The sequence below is a fragment of the Streptomyces sp. XY431 genome, assembly GCF_001279805.1.
GTDB classification, from domain to species: domain Bacteria; phylum Actinomycetota; class Actinomycetes; order Streptomycetales; family Streptomycetaceae; genus Kitasatospora; species Kitasatospora purpeofusca.
This window is the reverse complement of record NZ_LGDO01000058.1, coordinates 23,040-47,676: the sequence shown is the minus strand read 5'-3', so window position 1 is coordinate 47,676 and position 24,637 is coordinate 23,040. Positions and strand designations below refer to the sequence as shown.

Genomic DNA, 24,637 nt, shown 5'->3' with positions numbered 1-24,637 from the left:
CACTGCACGTTCTGATTTCGAACTTCTACCGTCGTAGTCGTCCCGGTCGAGGCTAGCCGGAGGCCCCCGTGAGGTGCCTCCCTCTTCCCCGAACGGGTGACGGAGAGTTCGTCGTATTTTCCCCTCGGAGGTGCCGCGATGGGTCCAATCCCCCTCCCCGGGGCAAGCACGCCGGAGTGCGAGGAGCCAACCAGCAAGTCGCAACCCTGCCCTCAGACTCCGATCGGTGCGAAGCGGGTCGCGTGGGCGGTTGATCGGGCGCCTAATGCCGTCCCCACCCTCCGCAGGAATGCCGTCGAGGTCATTCGCTCGTGGGGGCTCGACCCGGACGACGACCAGGTGTTCGCCACAGTTCTGGTCCTCACCGAGTTGGTGACCAACGCGAGCCGGCACGGACGGCCCGCTCTCGGGCTGATCGATGTCGACATGTGGCTCGACGGCGACCGCGTCATCGTTGCGGTCACGGACAGCGTCGCCGAGGTCCCGGTCATGCGTAAGGCTGGCTTCGGTGACGAGTCCGGGCGGGGCCTTGAGCTGATCAACGCCTACGCCGAATCGACGGGCTACGAGCCCAACGCCGTTGGCAAATGCGTGTGGGCCGTGATCGGCCCCGTTCCGACCCCCGATCCCGTACGGGTATGGGCTGCCTACGGGGTGTCGGTGGCGGCCGCGCTGCATGTGGTGGCGGCTGCTGTGGTGCTGATCAACCGCGTCCGCTGAACTCCCGCCCGCGCCGCCGGGTCGGCGGCGCGGGCGGGATCGACAACCTCGCTTTCCCCCGACTCGAAAGGAGTGCCGCTGTGTCCACGCCCGAACCGAGGCCGCCCCGGCCGAAGCCGGCGAACCCGCCGACGCCCCGGCCGCCGGAGCGGTAGCGCCGCAGCCGACGGCAGGGCAGCAGTGCCCGGCGACAAACACACATCAGGAACGAGAGAAGGGAACACCCATGGCATGGGGAACCGGTAACGGCGGAAGCTCCGGCGACGGGAAGCACGGCGGGGCCAAGGACTTCAGCAAGGACAAGCCGTCGAAGGACGGCTCGCGACCGGCACCGGAGCCGAAGCACAAGGGCGGCGAGAAGAAGTGACGCGCCCCCGGCACGAGGAGCAGGCCGCCTTGCGCGGCCTGCTCCGCTCCGTCACCGGCGAGCTCGGGCACGAGATCCCGGACGAGTGGGTGGAGGCGCTCGCCGCCGTCCCCCGGCACCGGTTCGTCCCGGACCTGATCTGGGTCGGCGAGGACAACGAGCCGCTGAACCGCGCCGACGATCCCGCCGGTTGGCTGAGCGCCGCCTACGCGAACGCGCCCGTGGTCACGCAGGTGAACGACGGGGCCGAGCCGGTGGACGGTGAGGTATGGCCGTCGTCGTCGGCATCGATGCCGTCGGTCGTCGTCCGCATGCTCCAGGACCTCGATGTCCACGAGGGCATGAAGGTGCTGGAGATCGGGAGCGGCACCGGCTGGAACGCGGGCCTCCTCGCCCACCGCCTCGGCGACACCCGGGTGACCACGATCGAGGTGGACGCGCAGGTGGCCACCGCTGCCCGGACCGCGCTCGCGCGGTCCGGGCTCCACCCCGAGGTGGTCTGCGCCGACGGTGGCGCCGGATGGCCCCCGGGTCGACCGTTCGACCGGATCATCTCCACCTGCGCCGTGAACCGGGTACCGACCGCATGGCTCGATCAGATGCGTCCGGGCGGCGTCCTCCTCACACCGTGGGACAACCCCTGGATCGGCTGGGGGACCCTCCGCCTGACGGTGCGCGACGGACGTGCGGAGGGCTGGTTCCTGCCGTACGGCGCGTTCATGCTGATGCGCGGCCACCGTTCCGGCCTGCGGATCTTCCGTGACGTGGTGCGGGATGAGCACGTACCGGACGAGTCGGTGACCGAGCTGGACCCGTGGACGGTGGCCGGGCAGGACGACGATGCCCAGTTCGCCATCGGCTCCCGTCTCGGGGACGTCTGGCACGCCCGCCAGCATGACCCGGACGTCGACGGGGTCGCGGTTCGGCTCTGGCTCGCCACCACCGACGCGTCCTCCTGGGCCGCCGTCGACTGGGACGGCTCCGAGGACACCAAGCGCTTCACCGTCTGGCAGTACGGCCCACGTCGGCTCTGGGAGGAGGTGAAAGAGGCCCACCGCTGGTGGGAGGAGCACGGCCGGCCCGGGGCGGAGCGGTTCGGGCTGACGATGACCGCGGGTCGGCAGTGGGTGTGGCTGGACGGTCCCGCCAACCCTGTCGTCCTCAGACGTTGACGGCCGGGCGTTCCGTGGTGGCGATGGTGGCGGAGCCGACGACGCGGGTGCCGTCGTAGAGGACGACGGCCTGGCCGGGGGCGATGCCGCGGGCGGGGGTGTCGAGGTCGACGCGGAGGGTGTCGTCGGTGACCGAGGCGCTGACCGGGACCTCCTCGCCGTGGGCGCGCAGCTGGGCGGTGTAGCGGCCGTCGGCCAGGGGCTCGGTGCCGCACCAGCGGGGGCGGATCGCGGTGAGGCCGGTGACGTCGAGGCCCTCGACCGGGCCGACGGTGACGGTGTTGTTCACCGGCGAGATGTCCAGTACGTAGCGCGGCTTGCCGTCGGCGGCCGGGCGGCCGATCCGCAGGCCCTTGCGCTGGCCGATGGTGAAGCCGTAGGCGCCGTCGTGCTCGCCGAGCTTGGTGCCGTCGACGTCCAGGATGTCGCCGGTGGCGGTGCCGAGGTGGCGGGCCAGGAAGCCCTGGGTGTCGCCGTCGGCGATGAAGCAGATGTCGTGCGAGTCGGGCTTCTTGGCGACGGCCAGGCCGCGCCGCTCGGCCTCCTCGCGGATGACGTCCTTGGTGGTGTCGCCGAGCGGGAAGAGCGAGTGGGCGAGCTGGTCGGCGTCGAGCACACCGAGCACGTAGGACTGGTCCTTGGCCGCGTCGACGGCCCGGTGGAGTTCGCGGGCGCCGTCCGGCCGGTCGACGATCCGGGCGTAGTGGCCGGTGCAGACGGCGTCGAAGCCGAGGGCGACCGCCTTGTCCAGCAGCGCCGCGAACTTGATCTTCTCGTTGCAGCGCAGGCACGGGTTGGGGGTGCGCCCGGCCGCGTACTCGGCCACGAAGTCGTCGATGACGTCCTCGCGGAAGCGCTCGGCGAGGTCCCAGACGTAGAACGGGATGCCGATCACATCGGCGGCGCGGCGGGCGTCCCGGGAGTCCTCGATGGTGCAGCAGCCGCGCGCGCCGGTGCGGAAGGACTGCGGGTTGCTGGACAGGGCCAGGTGCACACCGGTCACCTCGTGGCCTGCCTCGACCGCGCGGGCCGCGGCGACGGCGGAGTCCACCCCGCCGGACATCGCCGCGAGCACACGCAGGCGGCCGGTGGGGGACGGAGCGGTCGGGGCACCCGGGAAGTCAGTCATGATGACAACAAGCGTACGTGGTGCCGCCCGGCATTCCGCCGGGGTTCCGGCTCAGCGCCGGACGGCCTTCCCGCTCGGCACCGGACGGCCTTCCCGCTCAGCGCCGGACGGCCGCGAGACCGGCGTTGCGGGCGCGCTGGACGGCCGGGGCGATGGCCTCCGCGAGGGCGGTGACATCGTCGCGGGTGGAGGTGTGGCCGAGCGAGAAGCGCAGCGAGGCCCGGGCGAGCAGCGGGTCGACGCCCATCGCCAGCAGCACGTGGCTGGGCTGCGGGACGCCGGCCGAGCAGGCCGAGCCGGTGGAGCACTCGATGCCCCGGGCGTCGAGCAGCATCAGCAGCGCGTCGCCCTCGCAGCCGGGGAAGGAGAAGTGCGCGTTGGCGGGCAGCCGCCCCTCCCCCGCCGGGTCGCCGTTGAGCACCGCGTCCGGGACGGCGGCGAGCACGCTCGCGACCAGTTCGTCCCGCAGCCCGCCGAGGGCGAGGGCGTGCTCCTCGCGGCGTTCGACGGCGATGGCCGCGGCGGCCGCGAAGCCGGCGGCGGCGGGCGCGTCCAGGGTGCCGGAGCGGACGTCGCGCTCCTGGCCGCCGCCGTGCAGCAGCGGGACGGGCGTCGCGCCGCGCGACAGCAGCAGCGCGCCGATGCCGAACGGGCCGCCGATCTTGTGGCCGGTGACGGTGAGCGCGGTGAGTCCGGAGCCGGCGAAGGAGACCGGCACCTGGCCGAGCGCCTGCACCGCGTCGGCGTGCATCGGGATGCCGTACTCGGCGGCGACGGCGGCGAGTTCGGCGACCGGCTGGACGGTGCCGACCTCGTTGTTGGCCCACATGACGGTGACCAGCGCGACCGAGGCGGGGTCGCGTTCGATCGCCTCGCGCAGCGCCGCCGGGTGCACCCGGCCGAGCGCGTCCACCGGCAGGTAGTCGACGGTGGCGCCCTCGTGCTCGGCGAGCCAGTGCACGGCGTCCAGCACCGCGTGGTGCTCGACGGGGCTGCACAGCACCCGGGTGCGGGCCGGGTCGGCGCCGCGGCGGGCCCAGTACAGGCCCTTGACCGCCAGGTTGTCGGACTCGGTGCCGCCGCCGGTGAGGACGATCTCGCTGGGCCGGGCGCCGAGCGACTCGGCGAGCGACTCGCGGGCCTCCTCGACCACCCGGCGGGCCCGGCGGCCGGCCGCGTGCAGGGAGGAGGCGTTGCCGACGACCCCCAGGTGTGCCGTCATCGCGGCGATCGCCTCGGGCAGCATCGGCGTGGTCGCCGCATGGTCCAGGTATGGCATAACCATGCGATTGTAGTGGCCCTCCGGCCTGCACCGGACCGGCGTGTCCGGCACGGCCGGGAGCACCGCACCGATCCGGCCACCGGACGGCGGTCACCGGGGCGGTGCCCCTCGGGGCAGCCCCGGTACGGGATTCGGCCCCCGAACGGTTAGCCTGACGGCCACCAGCACGCGGCCGGACGGCCATCGCCACGCGGCCCGACGGCCATCACCACCCGGCAGGACGGCCACCACCACCCGGCGCGAAGGCCACCGCCACGCGGCCCGGCCGGAACCAGGAACGGGGGAGCGCAATGTCGCAGTCGGTCGATCGGGCGCTGACCCTGCTCGGCTCGCTCGGCGACGGACCGGTGACCCTGGAGCAGGCCGCCGGCTCGATCGGGGTGCACAAGTCCACCGCCCTGCGGCTGCTGCGCACCCTGGAGGAGCACGGCTTCGTGCACCGGCTGTCCGACCGCCGCTACCGGCTCGGCGGCCGGGTGCTGTCGCTGGCCCAACGGGCGCTCCAGGAGATCGACGTCCGGCAGGTCGCCGCCCCGTACCTGGCCGCGCTGAACGAGCGCTGCGGCTGCACCGTGCAGCTGGCCGTGCTGCAGGACGACGAGGTGCTGTACCTGGACGAGCTGGCCGGCCGCTGGAGCACCGATCCGGGCCGGCCGACCCGGATCGGGCGGCGGGCGTCGGCCGCCGGGACGGCGATCGGCCGGGTGCTGCTGGCCGGGCTGCCCCCGACCGGTGCGACGGCGAGCAGTGCGACGGCAACCGGTGCGGCGGCGAGCGGTGCGGCGGCGGACACCCTGGCCGCCGAACTGGCGGCGGTGCGCCACCGGGGCTGGGCGGCGGAGTCGGCCGAGCACCGGGAGGCGGTCACCTGCGTGGCGGCACCGGTGGCGGGCAGCGACGGGCGGGCGGTCGCGGCCTGCGCGATCTCGGCGCCGGCCGACCGGATGCCGTCGGCCGAGCTGCTGCGGCTGGTGCCGGAGCTGCTCTGCACCGCGGAGGCGGTCTCGCTGGCGTACGGCGGCTCGCCTACTCCTCGCTGGTGCGAGAACCGTTGCGGTGCCAGGCCCGCGGCGCGCGCCAGCCGTACTTGAGGGCGAGCATCCGCAGGATGAACGCGGTCAGCGCGGCGGCGGTGCCGGTGGCGGCGGTGAGGCTGTCGAGGGCGATCAGCACGGCGACCAGGGCGGCGCCGACGAGGGCCGGCACGGCGTAGATCTCGCGGTCCCAGCGCAGCAGCGAGGGGAGTTCGCCGGCCAGGACGTCGCGCATCACCCCGCCGCCGGCGGCGGTCACCATGCCGAGGGCGACCGAGGAGACCGCGCCGAGCCCGTAGTCGTGGGCCTTGGCGGTGCCGGTGACGCAGAACAGGCCGAGGCCGAGCGCGTCGAGGGTCTGCACGGCGCGGTTGATCCGCTCGACCTCGGGGTGCAGGAAGAAGACCACCAGCCCGGCGAGCAGCGGGGTGACGAAGTAGCCGAGGTTGCTGAACGCGGCGACCGGGGTGGCGCCGATGACGAGATCGCGCATCACGCCGCCGCCGAGCGCGGTGACCTCGGCGAGGACGCAGATGCCGAAGATGTCCATGTTCTTGCGGACGGCGAGCAGCCCTCCGGAGAGGGCGAAGACGAAGATGCCGACGAGGTCCAGCGACTGCTGCACGTCGGAGGGGAAGATCTGCGAGGTCACCGCACCAGTGTGACCCGGCCGGTCCTCCCCTCCGACCGCCCGGTCAGGCGGAGGCCGGCGCCCCGGCGCCGGTGACGGCGTTCTCCGGGAAGTGGCAGGCCACCTGGTGGCCGGCCGTCGCCGCGACGAGCGGCGGCTCCTGGCTCGCGCAGATCTCCTGGGCCTTCCAGCAGCGGGTGCGGAAGCGGCAGCCGCTGGGCGGGTTGATCGGCGAGGGCACGTCGCCCTTGAGCAGGATCCGCTCGCGCCCGCCGCGCTGGCGCCGGCGCGGGTCGGGCACCGGGACGGCCGACATCAGCGCGGTGGTGTACGGGTGCATCGGGCTGCGGTAGAGCGAGTCCCGGTCGGCGATCTCGACGATCTTGCCGAGGTACATCACGGCGACCCGGTCGGAGACGTGCCGGACCACCGAGAGGTCGTGCGCGATGATCAGGTAGGTCAGGCCGAGTTCCCGCTGGAGGTCGTCGAGCAGGTTGACCACCTGGGCCTGGATGGAGACGTCCAGGGCGGAGACCGGCTCGTCGGCGACGATCATCCGGGGCCGCAGGGCGAGCGCCCGGGCGATGCCGATGCGCTGGCGCTGGCCGCCGGAGAACTCGTGCGGGTAGCGGTTGTAGTGCTCGGGGCTGAGCCCGCACAGCTCCAGCAGTTCCTGGACGGCCTTCTTGGTCCCGCCCTCGGGCTCGGCCTTCTGCAGCCGGAACGGCGCGCCGACGATGGTGCCGACGGTGTGCCGCGGGTTCAGCGAGGAGTACGGGTCCTGGAAGATCATCTGGATGTCGCGGCGCAGCGGTCGCATCGCCCCGACGCCCAGGTGGGTGATGTCGGTGCCCTCGAACTCGATCGTCCCGGCGGTCGGCTCGTCGAGCCGGGTGACCAGCCGGCCCATGGTCGACTTGCCGCAGCCGGACTCGCCGACGACGCCCAGGGTCTCACCGGCGTTGACCGTGAAGTCGATGCCGTCGACCGCCCGGACGGCGCCGGTCTGGCGCCGCATCAGGCCGCTGTGGATGGGGAAGTGCCGGGTCAGGCCGGTCACCCGGAGCAGCGGCTGCCGATCCGGGGCGGGCGCCGGCGCGGGGATGGTCGCCGCCTGGGTGTCCGTCATCGGTTCTCTCCAGAAAGGTGGTACGAGTCCGGGCTCACAGCCGGGGCGCGATCTCTTCGGTGAAGATGCGGTGCCGCTCGGAGAGCGCGAGGTGGCAGGCCGCGTGGTGGCCGGGCGCGACCTCGGTGAGCCCCGGGGTCTCCTCGGTGGAGCGCCCGCCGGTCAGCGCCGCGTAGGGGCAGCGCGGGTGGAAGGCACAGCCGGACGGCACGTTGATCAGGCTGGGCGGGGTGCCCTTGACCGGGACGAGCCGCTCCTGGAGCTCCCGGTCGAGGCGCGGCATCGAGCCCAGCAGGCCCCAGGTGTAGGGGTGTTCCGGCGAGTCGAAGAGGGTCTCGGCCGGGCCGCGCTCGACGCACTTGCCGCCGTACATGACGAGGATGTCGTCGGCGAGCTCGGCGACCACCCCGAGGTCGTGGGTGATGATGATGACGGCCGAGCCGAACTCCTCCTGGAGGTCCCGGATGAGGTCCAGGATCTGCGCCTGCACGGTGACGTCCAGGGCGGTGGTGGGCTCGTCGGCGATCAGCAGCGAGGGGTCGTTGACCAGGGCCATGGCGATCATGGCGCGCTGGCGCATGCCGCCGGAGAACTGGTGCGGGTAGTCGTCGACCCGGCGGTCGGGCTGCGGGATGCCGACCCGGTCGAGCATCTCGACGGCGCGGGCGCGGGCCTGCTTCTTGTTCGCCTGCGGGTGGTGCACCCGGTAGGCCTCGACGATCTGCTGCCCCACCGTGTAGTAGGGGTGCATCGCGGTCAGCGGGTCCTGGAAGATCATCGCCATCTGGCGGCCGCGCAGTTCCCTGACCCGGTCCGGCCCGGCCGCGACGAGGTCCTCGCCGTCGAGCCGGATCTCGCCGGTGATCCGGGCCCGCTTGGAGCGGTGCAGGCCCATGATGCCGAGCGAGGTGACGGACTTGCCGGAGCCGGACTCGCCGACGATGCCGAGGGTGCGGCCCTTGGCCAGGTCGAAGCTGACCCCGTCGACGGAGCGGACCAGGCCGTCGTCGGTGTCGAAGTGGATCCGCAGGTCCCGGACGGAGAGGTACGGGTCCCCTCCGGCCGGGGCGGCCGCGCGGGCCGGGGTCTTCTGGAGCTCGGTCACGACAGCCTCACTCGGGGGTCGACAGCGGCGTACAGGAGGTCAACCACGAGGTTGCAGAGGACGATGAAGAAGGCGGCGAGCAGCGTGGTGCCGAGGATCTTCGGCAGGTCGTTGTCGGAGATCGCCTGGACGGCGAACTGGCCGACGCCCTGGAGCGAGAAGACCTGCTCGGTGATCAGCGCACCGCCGAGCAGCAGACCGAGGTCCATGCCGAAGATGGTGACGATCGGGGTGAGCGCGGCGCGCAGTCCGTGCCGGGTGACGACCTTGCGCTCGGCCAGGCCCTTGGCCCGGGCGGTGCGGATGTAGTCCTCGCTCATCGTCTCCAGCATTCCGGCGCGGGTGAGCCGGGCGTAGAGCGCGGAGTAGAGGAAGGCCAGCGAGATCCAGGGCAGGATCAGGTTGCGGGCCCACATCAGCGGGTCGTCGGTGAAGTTGACGTACTGCAGGTTGTCCAGGATCGGCCACTCGTAGCTGAACACCGTGAGCAGCAGCGCGCCGGTGAAGAAGACCGGCAGCGAGACGCCGGCGAGCGCGATGCCCATCGAGATCCGGTCGAAGATCGAGCGCGGCCTGAGGGCGGAGACGACGCCGGTGGCGACGCCGGAGACCAGCCAGAGCGTGGCCGCGCCGATGGCGAGCGACAGCGTGACCGGGATCCGCTTGGACAGCTCGGGCCAGACCTCCAGGTGGTTCTTGAAGGAGTAGCCGAAGCAGGGCACGTGGCAGGTGGCCGGTTCCGGTCCGAACTTGTATTCGGCGCCGCTGACCAGCCCCTTGAGGAAGTTCCAGTACTGGGTGTACAGCGGCTGGTCGAGGCCGAGGTTCTTCTTGACCGCCGCGATCGCGTCGGGAGAGGGGTTCTTCCCGATGTACTGGGTGGCCAGCTGGTCGACCGTCTCGCCGGCGAGGCGCGGGAGCAGGAAGAAGATCGCGAAGGTGACCGCGCTGACGACCAGCAGCAGCACCGCCGCGGCGAGGATCCTGCGGATGATGTAGGCAAACACAGTTGGTCGGCTCCGGCCGCCCGCCGCCGTCCGGGGTCCTCCGGACGGCGGCGGGCCTGCCGCTGCCTTCACCTGCCTTCAGGGATGCGGAGCCAGGCTCTTACTTGGTGGTGCCGATGTTCAGGTAGTCGTACTCACCCGAGAAGGCCGGCGTGGACGCGAGGTTGGTGGCGTTGTCCGGGCGGTACAGGAAGACCTTGAAGTCGGTCAGCGGGACGTAGACCGCCTGCTCCATGACCTTCTTGTCGATGTCGCCGTAGATCTTCTCGCGGGCCGCGCGGTCCGGGTTGGTGGCGGCGTCGTCGAGCAGCTTGTTGACCGCCGGGTCGTTCAGCGAGGCCAGGTTGCTGTTGCCGGAGGCCTTGATCGCGCGGCCGTCGACGATCTGCTGCAGGAAGCCGTAGCCGGTCGGCCAGTCGGCGCCCCACTGCATCATCATCAGACCGATGTTGTGCTCCTTGGCGAACTTCGGAGCGCCGGCGCTGTCGGCCAGGTACTTGCCCTGCGGGAACTGCTGGATCTCGGCGTTGATGCCGACCTTCTTCAGCGCGGCCTGGATCGAGGTGGCCGCGGCGACCTCGGTGGCGCGCTCGGTGCGGGCGGAGAGCACGGTGGTGATGCTGTCCTTGCCACAGGCCTTCAGCGCGGCCTTGGCCTTGGCCTCGTCACCCTTGTTGTCCTTGGTCTCCCAGACGTTGAAGTCCTGGTGGCCCGGGATGTCGGGCGGGAGCACGGTGTTGGCGACCTGGCCGCGGACGGGGCCGCCGAGCGCGGTCTGCACCGAGACCTTGTCGACCGCGTACTGGACGGCCTTGCGGCACTCGATGTTGTCGAACGGCGCGACATCGGTGTTGATGGCCATGTAGACCAGACGGCCGCCGTAGGCGTTGTCGGTGTTGGCCTTCAGCTTCGGGTTCTGCAGGATCTGCGCCTGGGTCTGCGGGTCGACACCGCCACCCACCAGGTCGACCTGGGCGTTGCCGGCCAGCAGGTCCTTGTCGATGGTGGCCTGGTCGATGTTCATCCGGAGCACGATCTTGTCCGGCAGCTGCTTGCGGATCGGGTCGGTGCTCGGGTCCCAGTTGGTGTTCGGGACCAGGACGGCCTGCTTGCCGTCCTCGTAGGACTCGAACTTGAAGGAGCCGGAGGAGACGATCTTCTTGACGTACTCGGCACCGGTGTCCTTGGCCTGCGGGACCGGGACCGTCTGCGGGGCGCTGACCAGGTAGTCGAAGTCGGCGAAGGCGTGCGTCAGGTGGAAGACGATGGTGGTGTCGTCCGGGGTCTCGATCGACTTCAGGTCGCCGGTCTTGTCCTTGTACGGACCCTCGTACGGCGTGGGGTTGTCGACCAGCAGCTCCTTGAAGTACGTCGGGCCGTTGGAGTTCACGTCCGGCGCGAAGTTGGAGCGCTCGACGGCGTACTTGACGTCCTTCGAGGTGATCGGGGTGCCGTCGTCGTACTTCAGGCCCTTGCGCAGCTTGTACGTCCAGCTCAGGCCGTCGGCGCTGACCTGGCCGAGCGACTCGGCGAGGTCCGGGACGAGCTTGTTGCCCGCCTCGCCGGCGCCCGGCTGGAAGGTGGTGAGCGGACGGCCGTACAGACGCGAGAAGTTGTAGATGTACGCGTAGTACGTGTTGCCCGGGTCGAGCGAGTCGGGGGTGCCCTTCATCTCGAAGGTCACCGTCCCGCCCTTCTTGTCCGAGGCGTTGACGATGCCCTTGGTGGCCGCGTTGGCACCGGTGCCGCCGGCGGCCTCGGTGGCGGAGCCGGAGGCGGTGGACTTGGCGTCGGTGCTCTTCGCGCTGGACGAGCAGCCGGTGACGACCAGGACCGCGGCTGCGGCCGTGGCGGTCAGTGCGACGGTACGGGACCTACGCATGGGTGAGATCAACCCCTTGAGGAAGTGTTGGCCGAACGAGGGATCCTGACGCGGCGTCAGTTGCTCTTGGGATCGAGGGCGTCACGCAGCCCGTCGCCGAGCAGGTTGAAGGCGAGTACGGTGACGAAGATCGCCACACCGGGGACCACCATGTACTGGGGGTCCACCTGGTAGTACCGGATCGCGTCCTGGAGCATGCCGCCCCAGGAGGCCTGTGGGGGCTGGATGCCCACGCCGAGGAAGCTCAGCCCGGCCTCGAAGAGGATGTTGGTCGGGATCAGCAGGGTCGAGTAGACCAGGATCGGACCGACCAGGTTGGGCAGGAGCTCCTTGAAGAGGATGAACGGCCCGCGGGCGCCGAGGCTCCGGGCCGCGTAGACGAACTCGCGCTCGCGCAGCGAGAGGGTCTGACCGCGCACGATCCGGCCCATGTAGGGCCAGTTGAAGAAGCCGATCACGAAGATCAGCACCATGATGTGCAGCGGGAGGCCGTGCAGGCCGAACGCGCCGCCCTGCAGCGAGGTCGAGATCGCGATCGCGAACAGCAGCAGCGGGAAGGCGAGGAAGACGTCCATCACCCGGCTGATCAGGGTGTCCACCCAGCCGCCGTAGTAGCCGGCCATGATGCCGAGCACGGTGCCGATGGTGTTGGACAGCACGGTCGCGCCGAAGGCGACCAGCAGGGAGACCCAGGAGCCCTCGATGACGCGGGTCAGCAGGTCACGGCCCTGCAGCGGGTCGACGCCGAGCGGGTGGTCCCAGCTCATGCCACCCCAGTCGCCGAACGGCAGACCGCCGAGGTCGGCGTCCAGGAGGTCCTGGTGGAGGGCGTCGGGGTCGAGGCCGAAGGCCGATTCGATCGGCTTGGCCAGCACGGCGAGCAGGATCAGCAGGATCACCACGACGCCGCCGGCGACGGCGGCCTTGTCCCGCTTGAAGCGGGTCCAGGCGATCCGGCCGAGCGAGCGGCCCTCGATCTTCTTGGCCGGGCTCGCGGCGGCGTCTGCCTCCGGTGCGTTGCCGGCGGTCTTGATGGGTGCGGTCATGGTCAGTTCGGTCCCCTCGCCGACGGTGGCCGGCCCACGGGTGCCGGGCACCGGGATCGGCGGCGCGGCTGGTGCGGACGTGCTTGGGTGCGGACGTGCGGAGGTACAGGAGCGGGGTGTTTCCAGCGGTACGACTGGCTCAGTACTGCTGCCACGCGGGATGGGCGTCACGTGGATCATGCGGTCCGCCAGCGCGTTCGCCCTTGTGGGACGCCAACCACGCGCGGCGGGCTGTTGCAGAACTCTCTGCCATCCGAACTGGCTTACGCCAGCCCTGACCACCGACAGATGCCCAACTGTGATCTGTGTGCATGCACCTCCCCGACCATCGGCATATCCCTCTTCACACAGCTGTAACAGCCATGTCAAGATGGGTTCCATCCGTTTCGGGGAGAACGTCCGAAAAAACGCCGAAACCGGCCTGACAAGGCGTCAAGCCGGTTTCGTGGCGCGGGATTCGGGGCCTGCGCCCCGGTCAGCGACCGGGGTAGCCGGGCCACGGCTGCTGCGGCGGCGGCTGCTGCCCCGGCCAGGCCGGGGCCGGCGGCTGGGTGCCGTAGCCGAAGCCCTGCCCCTGGGCGGGGCCCTGCTGCGAGGCGTACGGCGGCGGGGGCACCGGCGGGTACGGGCCGGTCTGCGGACGGCCGTGCCCGGCCGCCTCCCGGTCGTAGAACGGGCGCGCGTGGGCCCGCATCCACAGCGCCACCGGGTCGAACTCGTCCGCCATCGCCACCGTCGAGACCGCCAGCCCCTCCGGCGCGACCGCGATCGCCCGCTGCATCAGCGCCCGCACCGCCTCCACCGTGGGCGGCGAGCTCTCGTACAGCTCAAGACCGATGGCGAGGTACGGCTCGCCCACCGACGGCCGCACCCAGGCCCGGCGCAGCGCCCGTACCGCCCGCACCTCGGCCGCCTGCCGCTCCAGCAGCGCGAAGAACTGCTGGGCCGGCACCTGCGGCTCGCTCAGCTTCAGCGGACCGGCGGGCAGCCGGTCCAGCCCCGCCGCCACCCGGCGCAGGTCCGCCCACGGCACCCCGACTCCGCCGCCCGGGGCGTGCGGGTTCAGCCACAGCCCCCAGCGGGTCCGGTACAGCGAGGCCGCGATCTCCCGGCCGGAGATCACCTCGTGCGCCCGCGCCCAGCCGGACGCCGCCAGCTGCTCGGGCGAGGTGACGGCCGGCGCGTAGCCGTGGCCGCTGATCTCCATGTTCCCGTACTGGGCGTCGGCGCTGCCCGGCGTGCCGTGCCACAGCAGCATCCAGACCCGGCCCTCGGCGAGCGCGTTCAGCATCGTCTCGTAGGCCTCGTAGCGCTCCGGCGCCACCTCGCGCAGGGCGCGTTCCAGCGCGCCCGGATCCGGGCGTCCGGTGGGCCCCTGGCCCCAGGGCCCCGGTGCGCCGCCAGCTACCGATCCCGCACTCATGCGCCCACCTCGTTGCGCCTCTTCGTTCCTCGTCCGTCACCGGCGGCCCGGCGGCCGTCAGCACGCACCTTATGGGGCACCGTCGGCCACCGCCACGCCGACGTGCCAGGGCCCCTGCCGCTCCCCCGCCCGCGTCCGGCCCGAAAGGCGCCGGACGGACGGCCGGGAACCGGCTCAGCCCCGTACGTGGAAGGGCGCGACCCGGTTCACCATCCACTCGACCACCGGATCGTCCGCGAGGTCGAGCAGTACGAGGTGGACGCCACCGGGCAGCGGCGCGGTTCCCAGCGCGCGCCCCAGCGCCTCGTTCACCGCCCCCGGGTCGGCCGGGGCCGCCGGGTCCAGCTGGACGCCCACGAACATCACGGTCGGCTCGCCCTCGACACTGGCCAGCGCCCGCCGGGCGCTCAGTACTCCGGGCAGCAGCGCCAGTTCGGCACGGCAGGCGGCCAGGAACAGCTCCGGGTCCTCGCCCGGCACCGGCTCGCGCAGCGCCACCCGGCCCCCGGACGGCGCCTCCTGAGCGGCGTCCCAGCGGTCCTCGCGCGGTCCGCGGCGCAGCTCGGCCACACCCTCCGGCGGGACCGGGATGCCCACCGGGGCCTCGGGGTTGACGGCGATGCCGACGCCCAGCGGCAGGCCGCGGGCGAACTCCCACACCGGCGCGACCGCGAACGCCATCCCCGGCGCCTGCTGGAGCAGCACCTCCTGCGAGGAGAACACCGGGACATAGGGGCCGCCGGCCAGTTCCAGGGTCGGCAGGTCCAGCGCCCGCCCCTGCGGGTCGCCGCCGGACGGCAGCGGGATCCACACCTGGCTGCGTGCCAGCACCTCGATCACCCGCGGGGTCGCGCCCGGGTCGCCGAGCGCGGCGGTGAGCACCTGCTCCAGCTCGTTGGCCGGCCATGTGCCGCCGGCCGGCGCCGACTGCGCCCCGCCCCAGCCCTGCTGCTCCACCGGGTTGCCCATCCGCCCCTGTACCGCCCTCCGCTCGCCGATTCCCGCAGCCTAGCGTCCGGGCGGGACGGAACGGGACGCGGAACGGAAGCGATCGGAAGCGAACGGACCCGGGAGCGGAGCGGGGCGCAGAAGGCGGCCCCCTCTCCCGTCATCGGTGCGGACGTGCCATGATGTGCGCGTCTGCGGTGGCATCCACCCAGGCCCTCCAACTCCATACCGGCCGCTCGAACCCGCGCGGGAGAGTCCGGAGTGCCCCGTCCTGGCGGCACAGCCGGCGCCGAAGGAGCAAGTCCTCCCCGGAATCTCTCAGGCCCCCCTACCGCACGGGTTAGGCAGATCTGGAAAGCGGTGCACGGCCCTGCCGTCCGCCCACCCACGGTGCAAGCCGCCATGCTGTCCTTTGCAGGGCAGTGGACGGTGAAGCTCTCAGGTACGACGACAGATGGGGAGACCCAGCCGCCGCATGCCCGCGCGCAGGGTCCGCCCCGTGCCCGGGCCGGTCCCGGCGTGCGCACCCCTGAGTGCCCCGACCGAGGAGTTCCTGGCCATGTCGTCCCTCCGCCTCACCGCGCTCGACGCGCTGCACCGCGCCCTCGGCGCCACCATGACCGACTTCGCCGGCTGGGACATGCCGCTGCGCTACGGCAGCGAGCGCGAGGAGCACCTCGCCGTCCGCACCAAGGCCGGCCTGTTCGACCTGTCCCACATGGGCGAGATCACCGTCACCGGCCCGCAGGCCGGCGAGATGCTGGACCACGCCCTGGTCGGCTTCGTCTCCGCGCTCGGCGTGCTGCGCGCCCGCTACACCATGATCTGCGCCGAGGACGGCGGCATCCTGGACGACCTGATCGTCTACCGCCTGCGCGAGGACGCCTTCCTGGTCGTCGCCAACGCCTCCAACGCCCAGCTGGTGCTGGACGAGCTGATCGCCCGCGCCAAGGGCTTCAACGCCGTCGTCTCCGACGACCGCGACGCCTACGCGCTGATCGCCGTCCAGGGCCCGGAGTCCACCGCGATCCTGGCCGACACCACCGAGGCCGACCTGCCCGGCCTGAAGTACTACGCGATCCTCCCGGCCCAGGTGGCCGGCCGCGACGTGCTGCTCGCCCGCACCGGCTACACCGGCGAGGACGGCTTCGAGATCTTCTGCAACCCGGGCGACGCCGAGCAGATCTGGCAGGCGCTGACCGCGGCCGGCACCGACCGGGGCCTGATCCCCTGCGGCCTGTCCTGCCGCGACACGCTGCGCCTGGAGGCCGGCATGCCGCTGTACGGCCACGAGCTGTCGACCGAGCTGACCCCGTTCGACGCCGGCCTCGGCCGGGTGGTGCGCTTCGACAAGACCACCAACGAGGGCGCCTTCGTCGGCCGCAAGGCCCTGGAGCGCGCCGCCGCCGAGGCCGAGGCCAACCCGCCGCGGGTCCTGGTCGGCCTGGTCTCCGACGGCAAGCGGGTGCCGCGCGCCGAGTACACCGTGGTCTCCACCGAGGGCGCCCCGATCGGCCGGATCACCTCCGGCTCGCCCTCCCCCACCCTCGAGAAGCCGATCGCGATGGCCTACGTGGACGCGGCCCACGCCGCCCCGGGCACCACCGTCGCGGTGGACGTGCGCGGCAAGCACGAGCCGGTGCAGGTCGTGGCGCTGCCGTTCTACAAGCGCGCCCGCTGACGCCGCTCCCCCACCTTTCCCTCGCGAGGCTCGTCCGCCCCTCGGGCCGCTTCGCCGTACCCGCTTCCCATCCTGGAGAATGACGCCATGAGCAACCCCCAGCACCTGCAGTACACCGAGGAGCACGAGTGGCTGACCGCCGCCGACGCCGACGGTGTGTCCACGATCGGCATCACCCAGCACGCCGCCGACGCCCTCGGTGACATCGTCTACGTCGAGCTGCCCGAGGTCGGCGCCACCGTGACGGCCGGCGAGACCTGTGGCGAGCTGGAGTCGACCAAGTCGGTCAGCGACCTGTACTCGCCGGTGACCGGTGAGATCACCGAGGTCAACGAGGACGTCAAGAACGACAACACCCTGGTCAACAGCGACCCCTTCAACGGCGGCTGGCTGTTCAAGGTCCGCGTCGAGGCGACCGGCAAGGTGCTGACCGCCGACGAGTACACCGCGCTCACCAACCCCTCGGCCTGAGCCCCGCCGGGGCGGCCCGCCCGCAGCGGCCGCCCCGCCCGCCGGCCCTCCTCCCTCTCACTTCCGGGAAGACTCCACCATGACGGTTCTGAACCAGTCCCTGCACTCCCTCGACCCGGAGATCGCCGCCGCGGTCGACGCCGAGCTGCACCGCCAGCAGACCACCCTGGAGATGATCGCCTCCGAGAACTTCGCCCCGGTGGCGGTCATGGAGGCCCAGGGCTCGGTCCTGACCAACAAGTACGCCGAGGGCTACCCCGGTCGCCGCTACTACGGCGGCTGCGAGCACGTCGACGTGGTCGAGCAGATCGCGATCGACCGGATCAAGGCCCTGTTCGGCGCCGAGCACGCCAACGTCCAGCCGCACTCGGGCGCGCAGGCCAACGCCGCCGCGATGTTCGCGCTGATCAAGCCGGGCGACACCATCCTGGGCCTGAACCTGGCCCACGGCGGTCACCTGACCCACGGCATGAAGATCAACTTCTCCGGCAAGCTCTACAACGTGGTGCCGTACCACGTGGAGGAGAAGTCCGGCCAGGTCGACATGGCCGAGGTCGAGCGGCTGGCCAAGGAGCACCGCCCGCAGCTGATCATCGCCGGCTGGTCCGCCTACCCGCGCCAGCTCGACTTCGCCGAGTTCCGCCGGATCGCCGACGAGACCGGCGCGCTGCTGATGGTCGACATGGCCCACTTCGCCGGCCTGGTCGCCGCGGGTCTGCACCCCAACCCGGTGCCGTACGCGGACGTGGTCACCACCACCACCCACAAGACCCTGGGCGGCCCGCGCGGCGGCGTCATCCTCTCCAAGGCCGAGCACGCCAAGAAGATCAACTCCGCGGTCTTCCCCGGCCAGCAGGGCGGCCCGCTGGAGCACGTCATCGCCGGCAAGGCCGTCGCCTTCAAGGTCGCCGCCTCCGAGGAGTTCAAGGAGCGCCAGCAGCGCACCCTGGACGGCGCCCGGATCCTGGCCGAGCGCCTGCTCCAGGCCGACGTCACCGAGGCCGGCGTCTCGGTGCTGTCCGGCGGCACCGACGTCCACCTGGTCCTGGTCGACCTGCGCAACAGCCAGCTCGACGGCCAGCAGGCCGAGGACCGGCTGCACGAGGTCGGCATCACCGTCAACCGCAACGCGATCCCGAACGACCCGCGCCCGCCGATGGTCACCTCCGGCCTGCGGATCGGCACCCCGGCGCTCGCCACCCGCGGCTTCGGCGCCGAGGACTTCCGCGAGGTCGCCGACATCATCGCCGAGGCCCTGAAGCCGGCCTACGACGAGACCGTCGCCGCCGCCCTGAAGGCCCGGGTCACCGCCCTCGCCGAGAAGTACCCGCTGTACCCGAACCTGTAGGTCCCTCCTGTTCGGCCGCGGGTGACCGGGCTCACGCCGCCCGGACACCGGGGATTCCGGGGCACCGCGCACACTGGAAGGTGCGCGCGGTGCCCCGACCCGTGTCGGTCGCCCGACCCACCACCTCCGCCACTGCCGTCCCTCCCTCCCCGCCGGCACCACCCACGAGACCAGACAAGGACGTCACTCCGTGGCCATCAGCGTCTTCGACCTCTTCTCCATCGGCATCGGCCCGTCCAGTTCCCACACCGTCGGCCCGATGCGCGCCGCCCGGATGTTCGCCCGCCGCCTGAAGTCCGAGGCCCTGCTGGACGAGGTGACCGCCGTCCGGGCCGAGCTGTTCGGCTCGCTGGGCGCCACCGGCCACGGCCACGGCACGCCGAAGGCCGTCCTGCTGGGCCTGGAGGGCTACTCCCCGCGCACCGTGGACGTCGACCGGGCCGACCTCGACGTCGAGCGGATCACCGCCGAGAAGCGGCTCAACCTGCTCGGCACGCACCCCATCGACTTCGACCGCGACACCCAGCTGGTGCTGCACCGGCGGCGCTCGCTGCCGTACCACGCCAACGGCATGACCCTGTGGGCCTTCCGGGCCGACGGCTCCACCGTGCTGGAGAAGACCTACTACTCGGTCGGCGGCGGCTTCGTCGTGGACGAGGACGCGATCGGCGCGGACCGGGTCAAGCCCGACGACACCTCGCTCAAGTACCCCTTCCGCACCGGCGACGAGCTGCTCCGGCTCAGCCGGGAGACCGGCCTGTCCATCTCCGGCCTGATGCTGGAGAACGAGAAGGCCTGGCGCAGCGAGGAGGAGATCCGGACCGGGCTGCTGGAGATCTGGCAGGTCATGCAGGAGTGCGTCCGGGCGGGCATGTCCCGCGAGGGCATACTCCCCGGCGGCCTCAAGGTGCGCCGCCGCGCCGCCTCGGGCGCCCGCGCGCTGCGCGCCGAGGGCATCGGCCCGGCCAACGCGATGGAGTGGGTGACCCTCTACGCGATGGCGGTCAACGAGGAGAACGCCTCCGGCCGCCGGGTGGTCACCGCCCCGACCAACGGCGCGGCCGGCATCATCCCCGCCGTCCTGCACTACTACCTGAACTTCATCCCCGGCGCGGACGAGGACGGCATCGTCCGCTTCCTGCTCGCCGCGGGCGCGATCGGCATGCTCTTCAAGGAGAACGCCTCCATCTCCGGCGCCGAGGTCGGCTGCCAGGGCGAGGTCGGCTCGGCCTGCTCGATGGCGGCCGGCGGCCTCGCGGAGGTCCTCGGCGGCTCGCCCGAGCAGGTCGAGAACGCCGCCGAGATCGGCATCGAGCACAACCTCGGCCTCACCTGCGACCCGGTCGGCGGCCTGGTCCAGATCCCCTGCATCGAGCGCAACGGCATGGCCTCGGTCAAGGCCGTCACGGCCGCCCGGATGGCCCTGCGCGGCGACGGCCGCCACCACGTCTCCCTCGACAAGGCGATCAAGACCATGAAGGAGACCGGCGCCGACATGAAGATCAAGTACAAGGAGACCTCGCGCGGCGGCCTCGCCGTCAACGTCATCGAGTGCTGACACCGGCCCCACTCACGCCCGCGCCCCCGCCCACCCGGCGGGGGCGCGGGCGTTCTCTCCCTCGGCGCTCCCTCAGGACTCCCTGGCGAAGCCGTCCGTCCACACGACCCGGGCGACGTAGAAGCCGGGCCCGTACGGGGTCTCGGTCGCGTGGTACTGGACCAGTCCGAGGTCACGGGCCAACGGAGCCGAGTAGGCGCCCGGTAGTCCGGGGATGGCCTCCGTGTGGTCCGGGTGCGGGCCGCCGTCGAGCACCTCGCGCAGGCCCACCAGGAACGCGGCGATCGCCGACACGACGTCCGGCGGCGTCACCGCGAAGTCGAACACGGCCTCGACCTGGGGGGACAGCACGATCGGATCGTGCTCCTCGTCGCCGTCGTACGGATCGTCCCAGTCGCTCACGGTCGGTCGAGCTCCCGCAGGACGGCGGAGAGGGCCCGGCCCGGCGCGACGCCCTGCTGGACCTCGGCGTGCGTGCGCGCGGTGGCGGGATCGTTGTAGAGCTCCAGCCGCAGCCGCCAGCGGCGCAGCACACCGGCGATCTCGTGCTCGTCCGCCGATCCCATGTCGCGGTAGAAGGCCATCCGCTGCGACGGCGGCAGCGCGGCGCCGATCTCGTCCTGGGTCCGAGGATGCGGGCGGTGCGGCTCGACCGGTTGTGCGGACATCGCATCCTCCTCCTGCACTGCGGCCGACATCCGCGCCATGTGCACTCGCCGACCGGTTCCACTCTAGCGAGGAGCACCCGACGTCGGGGCCTCTCCCGAACGCCCGCAGAACCCGGCCGTCGAGTGCTGACAACCCCCCGCTCAGGCCCGCGCCCCCGCCCACCCGGCGGGGGCGCGGGCGTTTTCCTCCCCGGTTGTGGGCAGGCCCGGCGGTGCAGGACGGCCGGCCTTGGTGCCTCAGGCGGTGGGGGTGCGGTGGTGGACTTCTTCGGAGGTGAGGCGCTCCAGGTCGGTCAGGAAGACCCACAGGTGACCCAAGGGGTCCTTGAGGATGACGGTGCGGTCGCCGTGGAACATGTCGGTCGGGACTGGAGGATCTCCGCGCCGGCGGCTTCGGCCCGCGCGGCCAGGGCCTCGGCGTCCGGGACGAAGACGTGCAGGGCGACGCTGGTGCCGCCGAGGGCCGTCGGGACGGTGAAGGGCGCCGCGTCCGCGCCGGTGTCGCCCAGCATCAGGACCGACGCCCCGATGCTGATCTCCGCGTGCAGGATCCCGCCGCCGGGGGCGTCGAGCCGGAAGTCCTGCCGGGCGCCGAAGGCCCGCCGGTAGAAGTCGATCGCCGCCGCGGTGCAGTCGACCATGATGTGCGGGACGACGGCGTAGCGGTAGCGGTCGGGCACGACGGCGTCGGTGGCGGCGGTGGTGGCAGCAGTCATGGCGGGTCCCCCTCGATGTCGCCGCCGGCGGTGCGCCCGGCGGCCTCGGGACCGAGGCAGGAATTGAAGTCGGCTTCAGGTCAAGGCCGGGTGGTCCTCGCGGTCGGGACACCCGCGAGGACCACCCGCCGCCGGGGCCCGGCGGCTACTTGAGGATCGACCGGGGGATGTCGGTGGCCCGGGTGAAGACCGAGACCGGGAACTGGGTGTCGCAGTACTTGTTGCCGGTCGAGACGACGCCGATCACCACACCGTCCACGACCAGCGGACCGCCGGAGTCGCCCTTGCAGATGCTGTCGGTCGTCCCGGCCCCCGGCAGGCCGCAGACCTTCAGCAGCGGCGAGGCGTCCGGCTCCACGAACGGCTCGCAGCCGGCCGGTGCCGCGAGGGTGAGCACCGCCTGCTTCAGGTGCGTGCCCGGGCCGGGGGTGTCCCCGGTCCGCCCGTAGCCGTACACGGTGGCCGTGCGGCCGTAGCGGTAGAGCTTCTCGTCGCCCTTCCCCGCCACCCGGACCGTCCGCTGCGGGAGCGGCCGGTCGAGGGTGAGCACCGCCGAGTCGTGGTCCAGGCCGGTCGTGAAGCGGGGGTCGACCTTGAAGCTCTTCACCCGACGCTCCTGGCCGCCGGTGCCGGTGAGGTCGGTCCGGCCCGCGATCGCCCGCAGGGTGGTCGGGTCGTCGGCCTCGGTGACGCAGTGGCCGGCGGTGAGGACCTTGGTGGGGGCGATCAGCGCGCCGGTGCACCACTGCTGGCCGTCCGCCGTCTGCAGGGCGATGACGAACGGGTTGGCCCTGGTCGTCGTGTCCGACCCGCCGTGGACGGCGGCGGCGGGCCCGGCGGCCACCGCGACCAGGCCGGCGGCGGCCGCCAGGACGGCGAGCGGGCGGCGGGCGGTGCGGTTCGGGCGACGGTTCGGGATGCGCATGGTGGGTGTTCCTCTTTCCTCTGGGATCAGCTGAGTACTGCTGGGCTCTCTGCCGGGTTCGTTCGCCGTACCGGTCACTGCCGGAGGGCTTCGGCCTCGGTCGACCGCCACAGGCCGACCGAGGGGGCGTGGACGAAGGACGTGGTGCGGACGGTCACCGTGGCGCCGCTGTCGAGGGCGACGGTGAGTTCCGTCGTGGTGGTGCCGCTGCCCGGGGCGCCACCACGGACCAGCGTGACCGCCTCGTGGTTGGCCTGTCCCGGCATCAGGACATTCGGGCCGCCGCCGATCCCCTCGGGGATGGTCGCCTCGACGCTGCCCGTGAAGGTGACGGTGCCGACGAGCCCCAGGTCGCACGGGGCGGTACCGGTGTTCCGGGCGGTCAGCAGCAGGCGCCCCGCCGGGCGGGACACGGGCTTCGCCGTGACGGCGAGCTGCCCGGGCGTGCAGGACGGCGCCCGGTCGGGCACGGCTGCGGGCCCCGGGTGCCGGGCCGCCGGGGATGCGGGGCGCGGGGCGGCGGCTGCGGGCGTGCCCGGCGCAGAGGAGGTCGGGCGGGGCGCACCACCCGCCGCGCCCGCCCCTCCCGCACCACCTGCGGCCGGAGCGGCAGCCGGAGCGGCAGCCGCCCCGTCGACGGCTCCGCCCGAGGGCGGAGCCGGAGCGGCGGACGTGACCACCGCAGCCGGCAGGGCCGCCGCCCCGGCCGCGGCGCCGCCCGCCGGGCTGCCGGAGCATCCGGCCAGGGCGGCGGCGCCGAGGACGAGGAACGTGCTGGGGATCAGGATCCGGTGGATCGTCATGGGTGGGTCCTCTTCTCCGCTGGAGGGCCCCGGCCGGTCGGGCGGCTCCCCGGCCGGGGTGCGTTCTGCCGCCGGACCGAAGACTCGCCCGGGTCCTGTCCCGGCCGCCAGGTCTCCCGGCCGATTCGGGACGCTGGAACGCCTACAGGTACTCTGAGCTGCGGATTCGGCGGAGCCTGGAACGCCGCTGCGGGACGAGGGGGCGCCTGGATGAGTGTCGAGACAGCAAATTTCGCCGAGCTGCTGCGTGCGCTGAAGGACCGTTCGGGGCGGAGCTACGGCGTGCTCGCCGCCCGGCTGCACGTCAGCACGTCCACCCTGCACCGCTACTGCAACGGCGCGGCCGTCCCCAACGAGTACGCGCCGGTCGAGCGGCTGGCCCGGGCCTGCGGGGCGAGCGCCGACGAGCTGGTCGAGCTGCACCGCCGGTGGATCCTCGCGGACGCGTCCCGCCGCCGTGAGTCGGCCGCGCCGCCCGCTCCCCCGGCGGCCGAGAACACGCCCAGTACCACCGCCACCGAGCCCGAGCCCGAGCCCCCGGTCGTGTCCGTGGCAGCCGACTCACCGAGCCCCCCGAGCGTCGAACGGCCGCCCGCCCCGACCGGCGAGGAGCCGGAGGAGCAGCCGGTGGAGCAGCCGGTGGAGGAGCCCCACCGCAGGCGGCGCACCACCCGGATCCTGCTCAGCGCCGCCGCCGTGGCCGTGGTCGCCGCGCTGGTCCCGGTCGTGGTCCTGTCCGGACGCTCCGGAACCCGGGCCGCCGGGCCCGGCCCCTCGGCCTCGGCGTCGGCGTCGGCCTCCGTCACGGCCCCCGTCTCCGCCGCGCCCGACCCGGCGGGCCCGACCGGTCCGCCGACCGAGCCGACCACGACCCCTGCCCCCGCCGCGCCGCCCGCCGCCACCGCCGACCCGACCCCCGTGCCGACCCCCACGCCCCCGGCCGCCGACGACGCGGCGCCGTTCCACGTGAACGTCCTGACCGACAACTGGGGCAGCTCCTGCGGCCAGTGGCTGGTGTCCGCCCAGCCGCCCGGCACGACGCCCGCGCCCCCGACGGGCCGGCGGACGGACGCCTGGGCCGCCGCCCAGCACGCCGTCCCCGGCGGGCACCTTCGGCTGCAGCTGACCGCGCAGGGGGCCGAGGACAAGCCCGTCGTCCTGCACGCCCTCTACGTCCAGGTGGTCAGCACCCGCCCGGCGCCCAAGTCGAACGCCTACATGATGGGCTCGGGCTGCGGCGGCGCCCTCACCCCGGCGGCCTTCGCCGTCGACCTGGACGCGACCGCGCCCCGGCCCGTGCCCGTCCCGGCGATGGAGGGCAACAGGAAGGGCCGGACGTCGGACTTCCCGTTCCGGGTCTCCTCCACCGATCCGCAGGTGCTGAACGTCGACGCCTCGACGGCCGGCCAGGACGTCAGCTGGTACCTGGAGGTGGTGTGGAGCAGTGGCGACCGCCAGGGCACCTTCCTGGTCAACGACCACGGCAAGCCCTTCCGCACCGTCGGCCTGCGCGGCACCCCCGGCTACTTCTGGGCGGACGACACCCGGGGCTGGACCCGCACCCCCACCGACGGCTGACCCCGGCGCCTGCC

Annotated in this window: 24 protein-coding genes and 1 riboswitch; of the genes, 9 read left to right on the top strand and 15 right to left on the bottom strand. The window is 72.6% G+C overall.

Going from position 1 to position 24,637, the window contains the following annotated elements:
* Positions 1-138: 138 nt before the first annotated feature.
* From ADK60_RS09145 to ADK60_RS09140, 3 genes are all read left to right on the top strand, one after another.
* The gene (locus ADK60_RS09145; protein ID WP_053644725.1) at positions 139-720 is read left to right on the top strand and encodes an ATP-binding protein; all 582 of its coding nucleotides are present in this window, start codon (positions 139-141) and stop codon (positions 718-720) included.
* Between the two features lie 226 nt (positions 721-946).
* A complete protein-coding gene (locus tag ADK60_RS45640; RefSeq protein WP_199839623.1) occupies positions 947-1,087 on the top strand; it encodes a hypothetical protein in 141 nt (46 codons plus the stop codon).
* A complete protein-coding gene (locus tag ADK60_RS09140; RefSeq protein WP_053644723.1) occupies positions 1,084-2,259 on the top strand; it encodes a methyltransferase domain-containing protein in 1,176 nt (391 codons plus the stop codon). Before ADK60_RS45640 ends, ADK60_RS09140 begins: the two co-directional genes overlap by 4 nt.
* On the opposite strand, the gene mnmA is transcribed toward ADK60_RS09140, so the two are convergent.
* Positions 2,249-3,388: a tRNA 2-thiouridine(34) synthase MnmA gene (gene mnmA / locus ADK60_RS09135; RefSeq protein ID WP_053644721.1), complete on the bottom strand. Its 1,140-nt coding sequence runs from the start codon at positions 3,386-3,388 to the stop codon at positions 2,249-2,251. The genes ADK60_RS09140 and mnmA overlap by 11 nt on opposite strands.
* A gap of 97 nt (positions 3,389-3,485) precedes the next feature.
* Entirely contained in the window at positions 3,486-4,667 is a 1,182-nt protein-coding gene (locus ADK60_RS09130; protein ID WP_045938952.1) for a cysteine desulfurase family protein, read from the bottom strand.
* A 293-nt stretch (positions 4,668-4,960) separates the two neighbouring features.
* Here ADK60_RS09130 and ADK60_RS09125 point away from each other — a divergent pair, with 293 nt between their 5' ends.
* Positions 4,961-5,761, top strand: coding sequence for an IclR family transcriptional regulator (locus ADK60_RS09125; protein WP_053644719.1), 801 nt, complete (start codon positions 4,961-4,963; stop codon positions 5,759-5,761).
* Here ADK60_RS09125 and ADK60_RS09120 read toward each other — a convergent pair.
* The 8 genes from ADK60_RS09120 to ADK60_RS09085 all read right to left on the bottom strand — a co-directional run bounded on the left by ADK60_RS09120 (position 5,697) and on the right by ADK60_RS09085 (position 14,896).
* On the bottom strand, positions 5,697-6,356 hold the full coding sequence (locus tag ADK60_RS09120) for a trimeric intracellular cation channel family protein (RefSeq protein ID WP_045938954.1): 660 nt from the start codon (positions 6,354-6,356) through the stop codon (positions 5,697-5,699). The genes ADK60_RS09125 and ADK60_RS09120 overlap by 65 nt on opposite strands.
* Before the next feature lie 43 nt (positions 6,357-6,399).
* Positions 6,400-7,464 carry an ABC transporter ATP-binding protein gene (locus ADK60_RS09115; RefSeq protein ID WP_045938955.1) on the bottom strand — a complete coding sequence of 355 codons (1,065 nt, stop codon included), beginning with the start codon at positions 7,462-7,464 and terminating at the stop codon, positions 6,400-6,402.
* A gap of 34 nt (positions 7,465-7,498) precedes the next feature.
* Positions 7,499-8,569 carry an ABC transporter ATP-binding protein gene (locus tag ADK60_RS09110; RefSeq protein WP_045938956.1) on the bottom strand — a complete coding sequence of 357 codons (1,071 nt, stop codon included), beginning with the start codon at positions 8,567-8,569 and terminating at the stop codon, positions 7,499-7,501.
* The gene (locus ADK60_RS09105; RefSeq protein ID WP_030392717.1) at positions 8,566-9,576 is read right to left on the bottom strand and encodes an ABC transporter permease; all 1,011 of its coding nucleotides are present in this window, start codon (positions 9,574-9,576) and stop codon (positions 8,566-8,568) included. The genes ADK60_RS09110 and ADK60_RS09105 overlap by 4 nt, the downstream gene beginning before the upstream one ends.
* Positions 9,577-9,676: 100 nt before the next feature.
* Positions 9,677-11,458, bottom strand: coding sequence for an ABC transporter substrate-binding protein (locus ADK60_RS09100; RefSeq protein WP_045938958.1), 1,782 nt, complete (start codon positions 11,456-11,458; stop codon positions 9,677-9,679).
* 56 nt (positions 11,459-11,514) lie between these two features.
* Positions 11,515-12,504 (bottom strand): ABC transporter permease, encoded by a 990-nt coding sequence (locus ADK60_RS09095; protein WP_045938975.1) that lies wholly within the window; start codon positions 12,502-12,504, stop codon positions 11,515-11,517.
* 475 nt (positions 12,505-12,979) lie between these two features.
* Positions 12,980-13,927, bottom strand: coding sequence for an enhanced serine sensitivity protein SseB (locus ADK60_RS09090; RefSeq protein ID WP_052708929.1), 948 nt, complete (start codon positions 13,925-13,927; stop codon positions 12,980-12,982).
* 174 nt (positions 13,928-14,101) lie between these two features.
* Positions 14,102-14,896 carry an enhanced serine sensitivity protein SseB C-terminal domain-containing protein gene (locus ADK60_RS09085; RefSeq protein ID WP_053644717.1) on the bottom strand — a complete coding sequence of 265 codons (795 nt, stop codon included), beginning with the start codon at positions 14,894-14,896 and terminating at the stop codon, positions 14,102-14,104.
* A 216-nt stretch (positions 14,897-15,112) separates the two neighbouring features.
* Positions 15,113-15,219: riboswitch (glycine riboswitch) on the top strand.
* A gap of 215 nt (positions 15,220-15,434) precedes the next feature.
* On the opposite strand from ADK60_RS09085, the gene gcvT reads away from it, so the two are divergent.
* The 4 genes from gcvT to ADK60_RS09065 all read left to right on the top strand — a co-directional run bounded on the left by gcvT (position 15,435) and on the right by ADK60_RS09065 (position 19,933).
* On the top strand, positions 15,435-16,556 hold the full coding sequence (gcvT, locus tag ADK60_RS09080; RefSeq protein WP_045938960.1) for a glycine cleavage system aminomethyltransferase GcvT: 1,122 nt from the start codon (positions 15,435-15,437) through the stop codon (positions 16,554-16,556).
* Positions 16,557-16,643: 87 nt separating this feature from the next.
* Positions 16,644-17,027 carry a glycine cleavage system protein GcvH gene (gene gcvH / locus ADK60_RS09075; RefSeq protein ID WP_045938961.1) on the top strand — a complete coding sequence of 128 codons (384 nt, stop codon included), beginning with the start codon at positions 16,644-16,646 and terminating at the stop codon, positions 17,025-17,027.
* A gap of 79 nt (positions 17,028-17,106) precedes the next feature.
* A complete protein-coding gene (gene glyA, locus ADK60_RS09070; RefSeq protein ID WP_045938962.1) occupies positions 17,107-18,375 on the top strand; it encodes a serine hydroxymethyltransferase in 1,269 nt (422 codons plus the stop codon).
* Between the two features lie 190 nt (positions 18,376-18,565).
* Positions 18,566-19,933 carry an L-serine ammonia-lyase gene (locus ADK60_RS09065; RefSeq protein WP_053644715.1) on the top strand — a complete coding sequence of 456 codons (1,368 nt, stop codon included), beginning with the start codon at positions 18,566-18,568 and terminating at the stop codon, positions 19,931-19,933.
* A gap of 72 nt (positions 19,934-20,005) precedes the next feature.
* On the opposite strand, the gene ADK60_RS09060 is transcribed toward ADK60_RS09065, so the two are convergent.
* From ADK60_RS09060 to ADK60_RS09040, 5 genes are all read right to left on the bottom strand, one after another.
* Complete coding sequence (locus ADK60_RS09060; protein WP_053644713.1) at positions 20,006-20,335, bottom strand: hypothetical protein; 330 nt, start codon at positions 20,333-20,335, stop codon at positions 20,006-20,008.
* Positions 20,332-20,601, bottom strand: a complete 270-nt coding sequence (locus ADK60_RS09055; RefSeq protein ID WP_053644711.1) for a hypothetical protein — start codon at positions 20,599-20,601, stop codon at positions 20,332-20,334. Before ADK60_RS09055 ends, ADK60_RS09060 begins: the two co-directional genes overlap by 4 nt.
* Before the next feature lie 293 nt (positions 20,602-20,894).
* The gene (locus ADK60_RS09050; protein WP_234370998.1) at positions 20,895-21,317 is read right to left on the bottom strand and encodes a VOC family protein; all 423 of its coding nucleotides are present in this window, start codon (positions 21,315-21,317) and stop codon (positions 20,895-20,897) included.
* Between the two features lie 145 nt (positions 21,318-21,462).
* Complete coding sequence (locus ADK60_RS09045; protein ID WP_053644709.1) at positions 21,463-22,242, bottom strand: S1 family peptidase; 780 nt, start codon at positions 22,240-22,242, stop codon at positions 21,463-21,465.
* Positions 22,243-22,316: 74 nt separating this feature from the next.
* Positions 22,317-23,045 (bottom strand): hypothetical protein, encoded by a 729-nt coding sequence (locus ADK60_RS09040; protein ID WP_053644707.1) that lies wholly within the window; start codon positions 23,043-23,045, stop codon positions 22,317-22,319.
* Positions 23,046-23,255: 210 nt separating this feature from the next.
* Here ADK60_RS09040 and ADK60_RS09035 point away from each other — a divergent pair, with 210 nt between their 5' ends.
* Positions 23,256-24,623: a helix-turn-helix domain-containing protein gene (locus ADK60_RS09035; protein ID WP_053644705.1), complete on the top strand. Its 1,368-nt coding sequence runs from the start codon at positions 23,256-23,258 to the stop codon at positions 24,621-24,623.
* Positions 24,624-24,637: the final 14 nt, after the last annotated feature.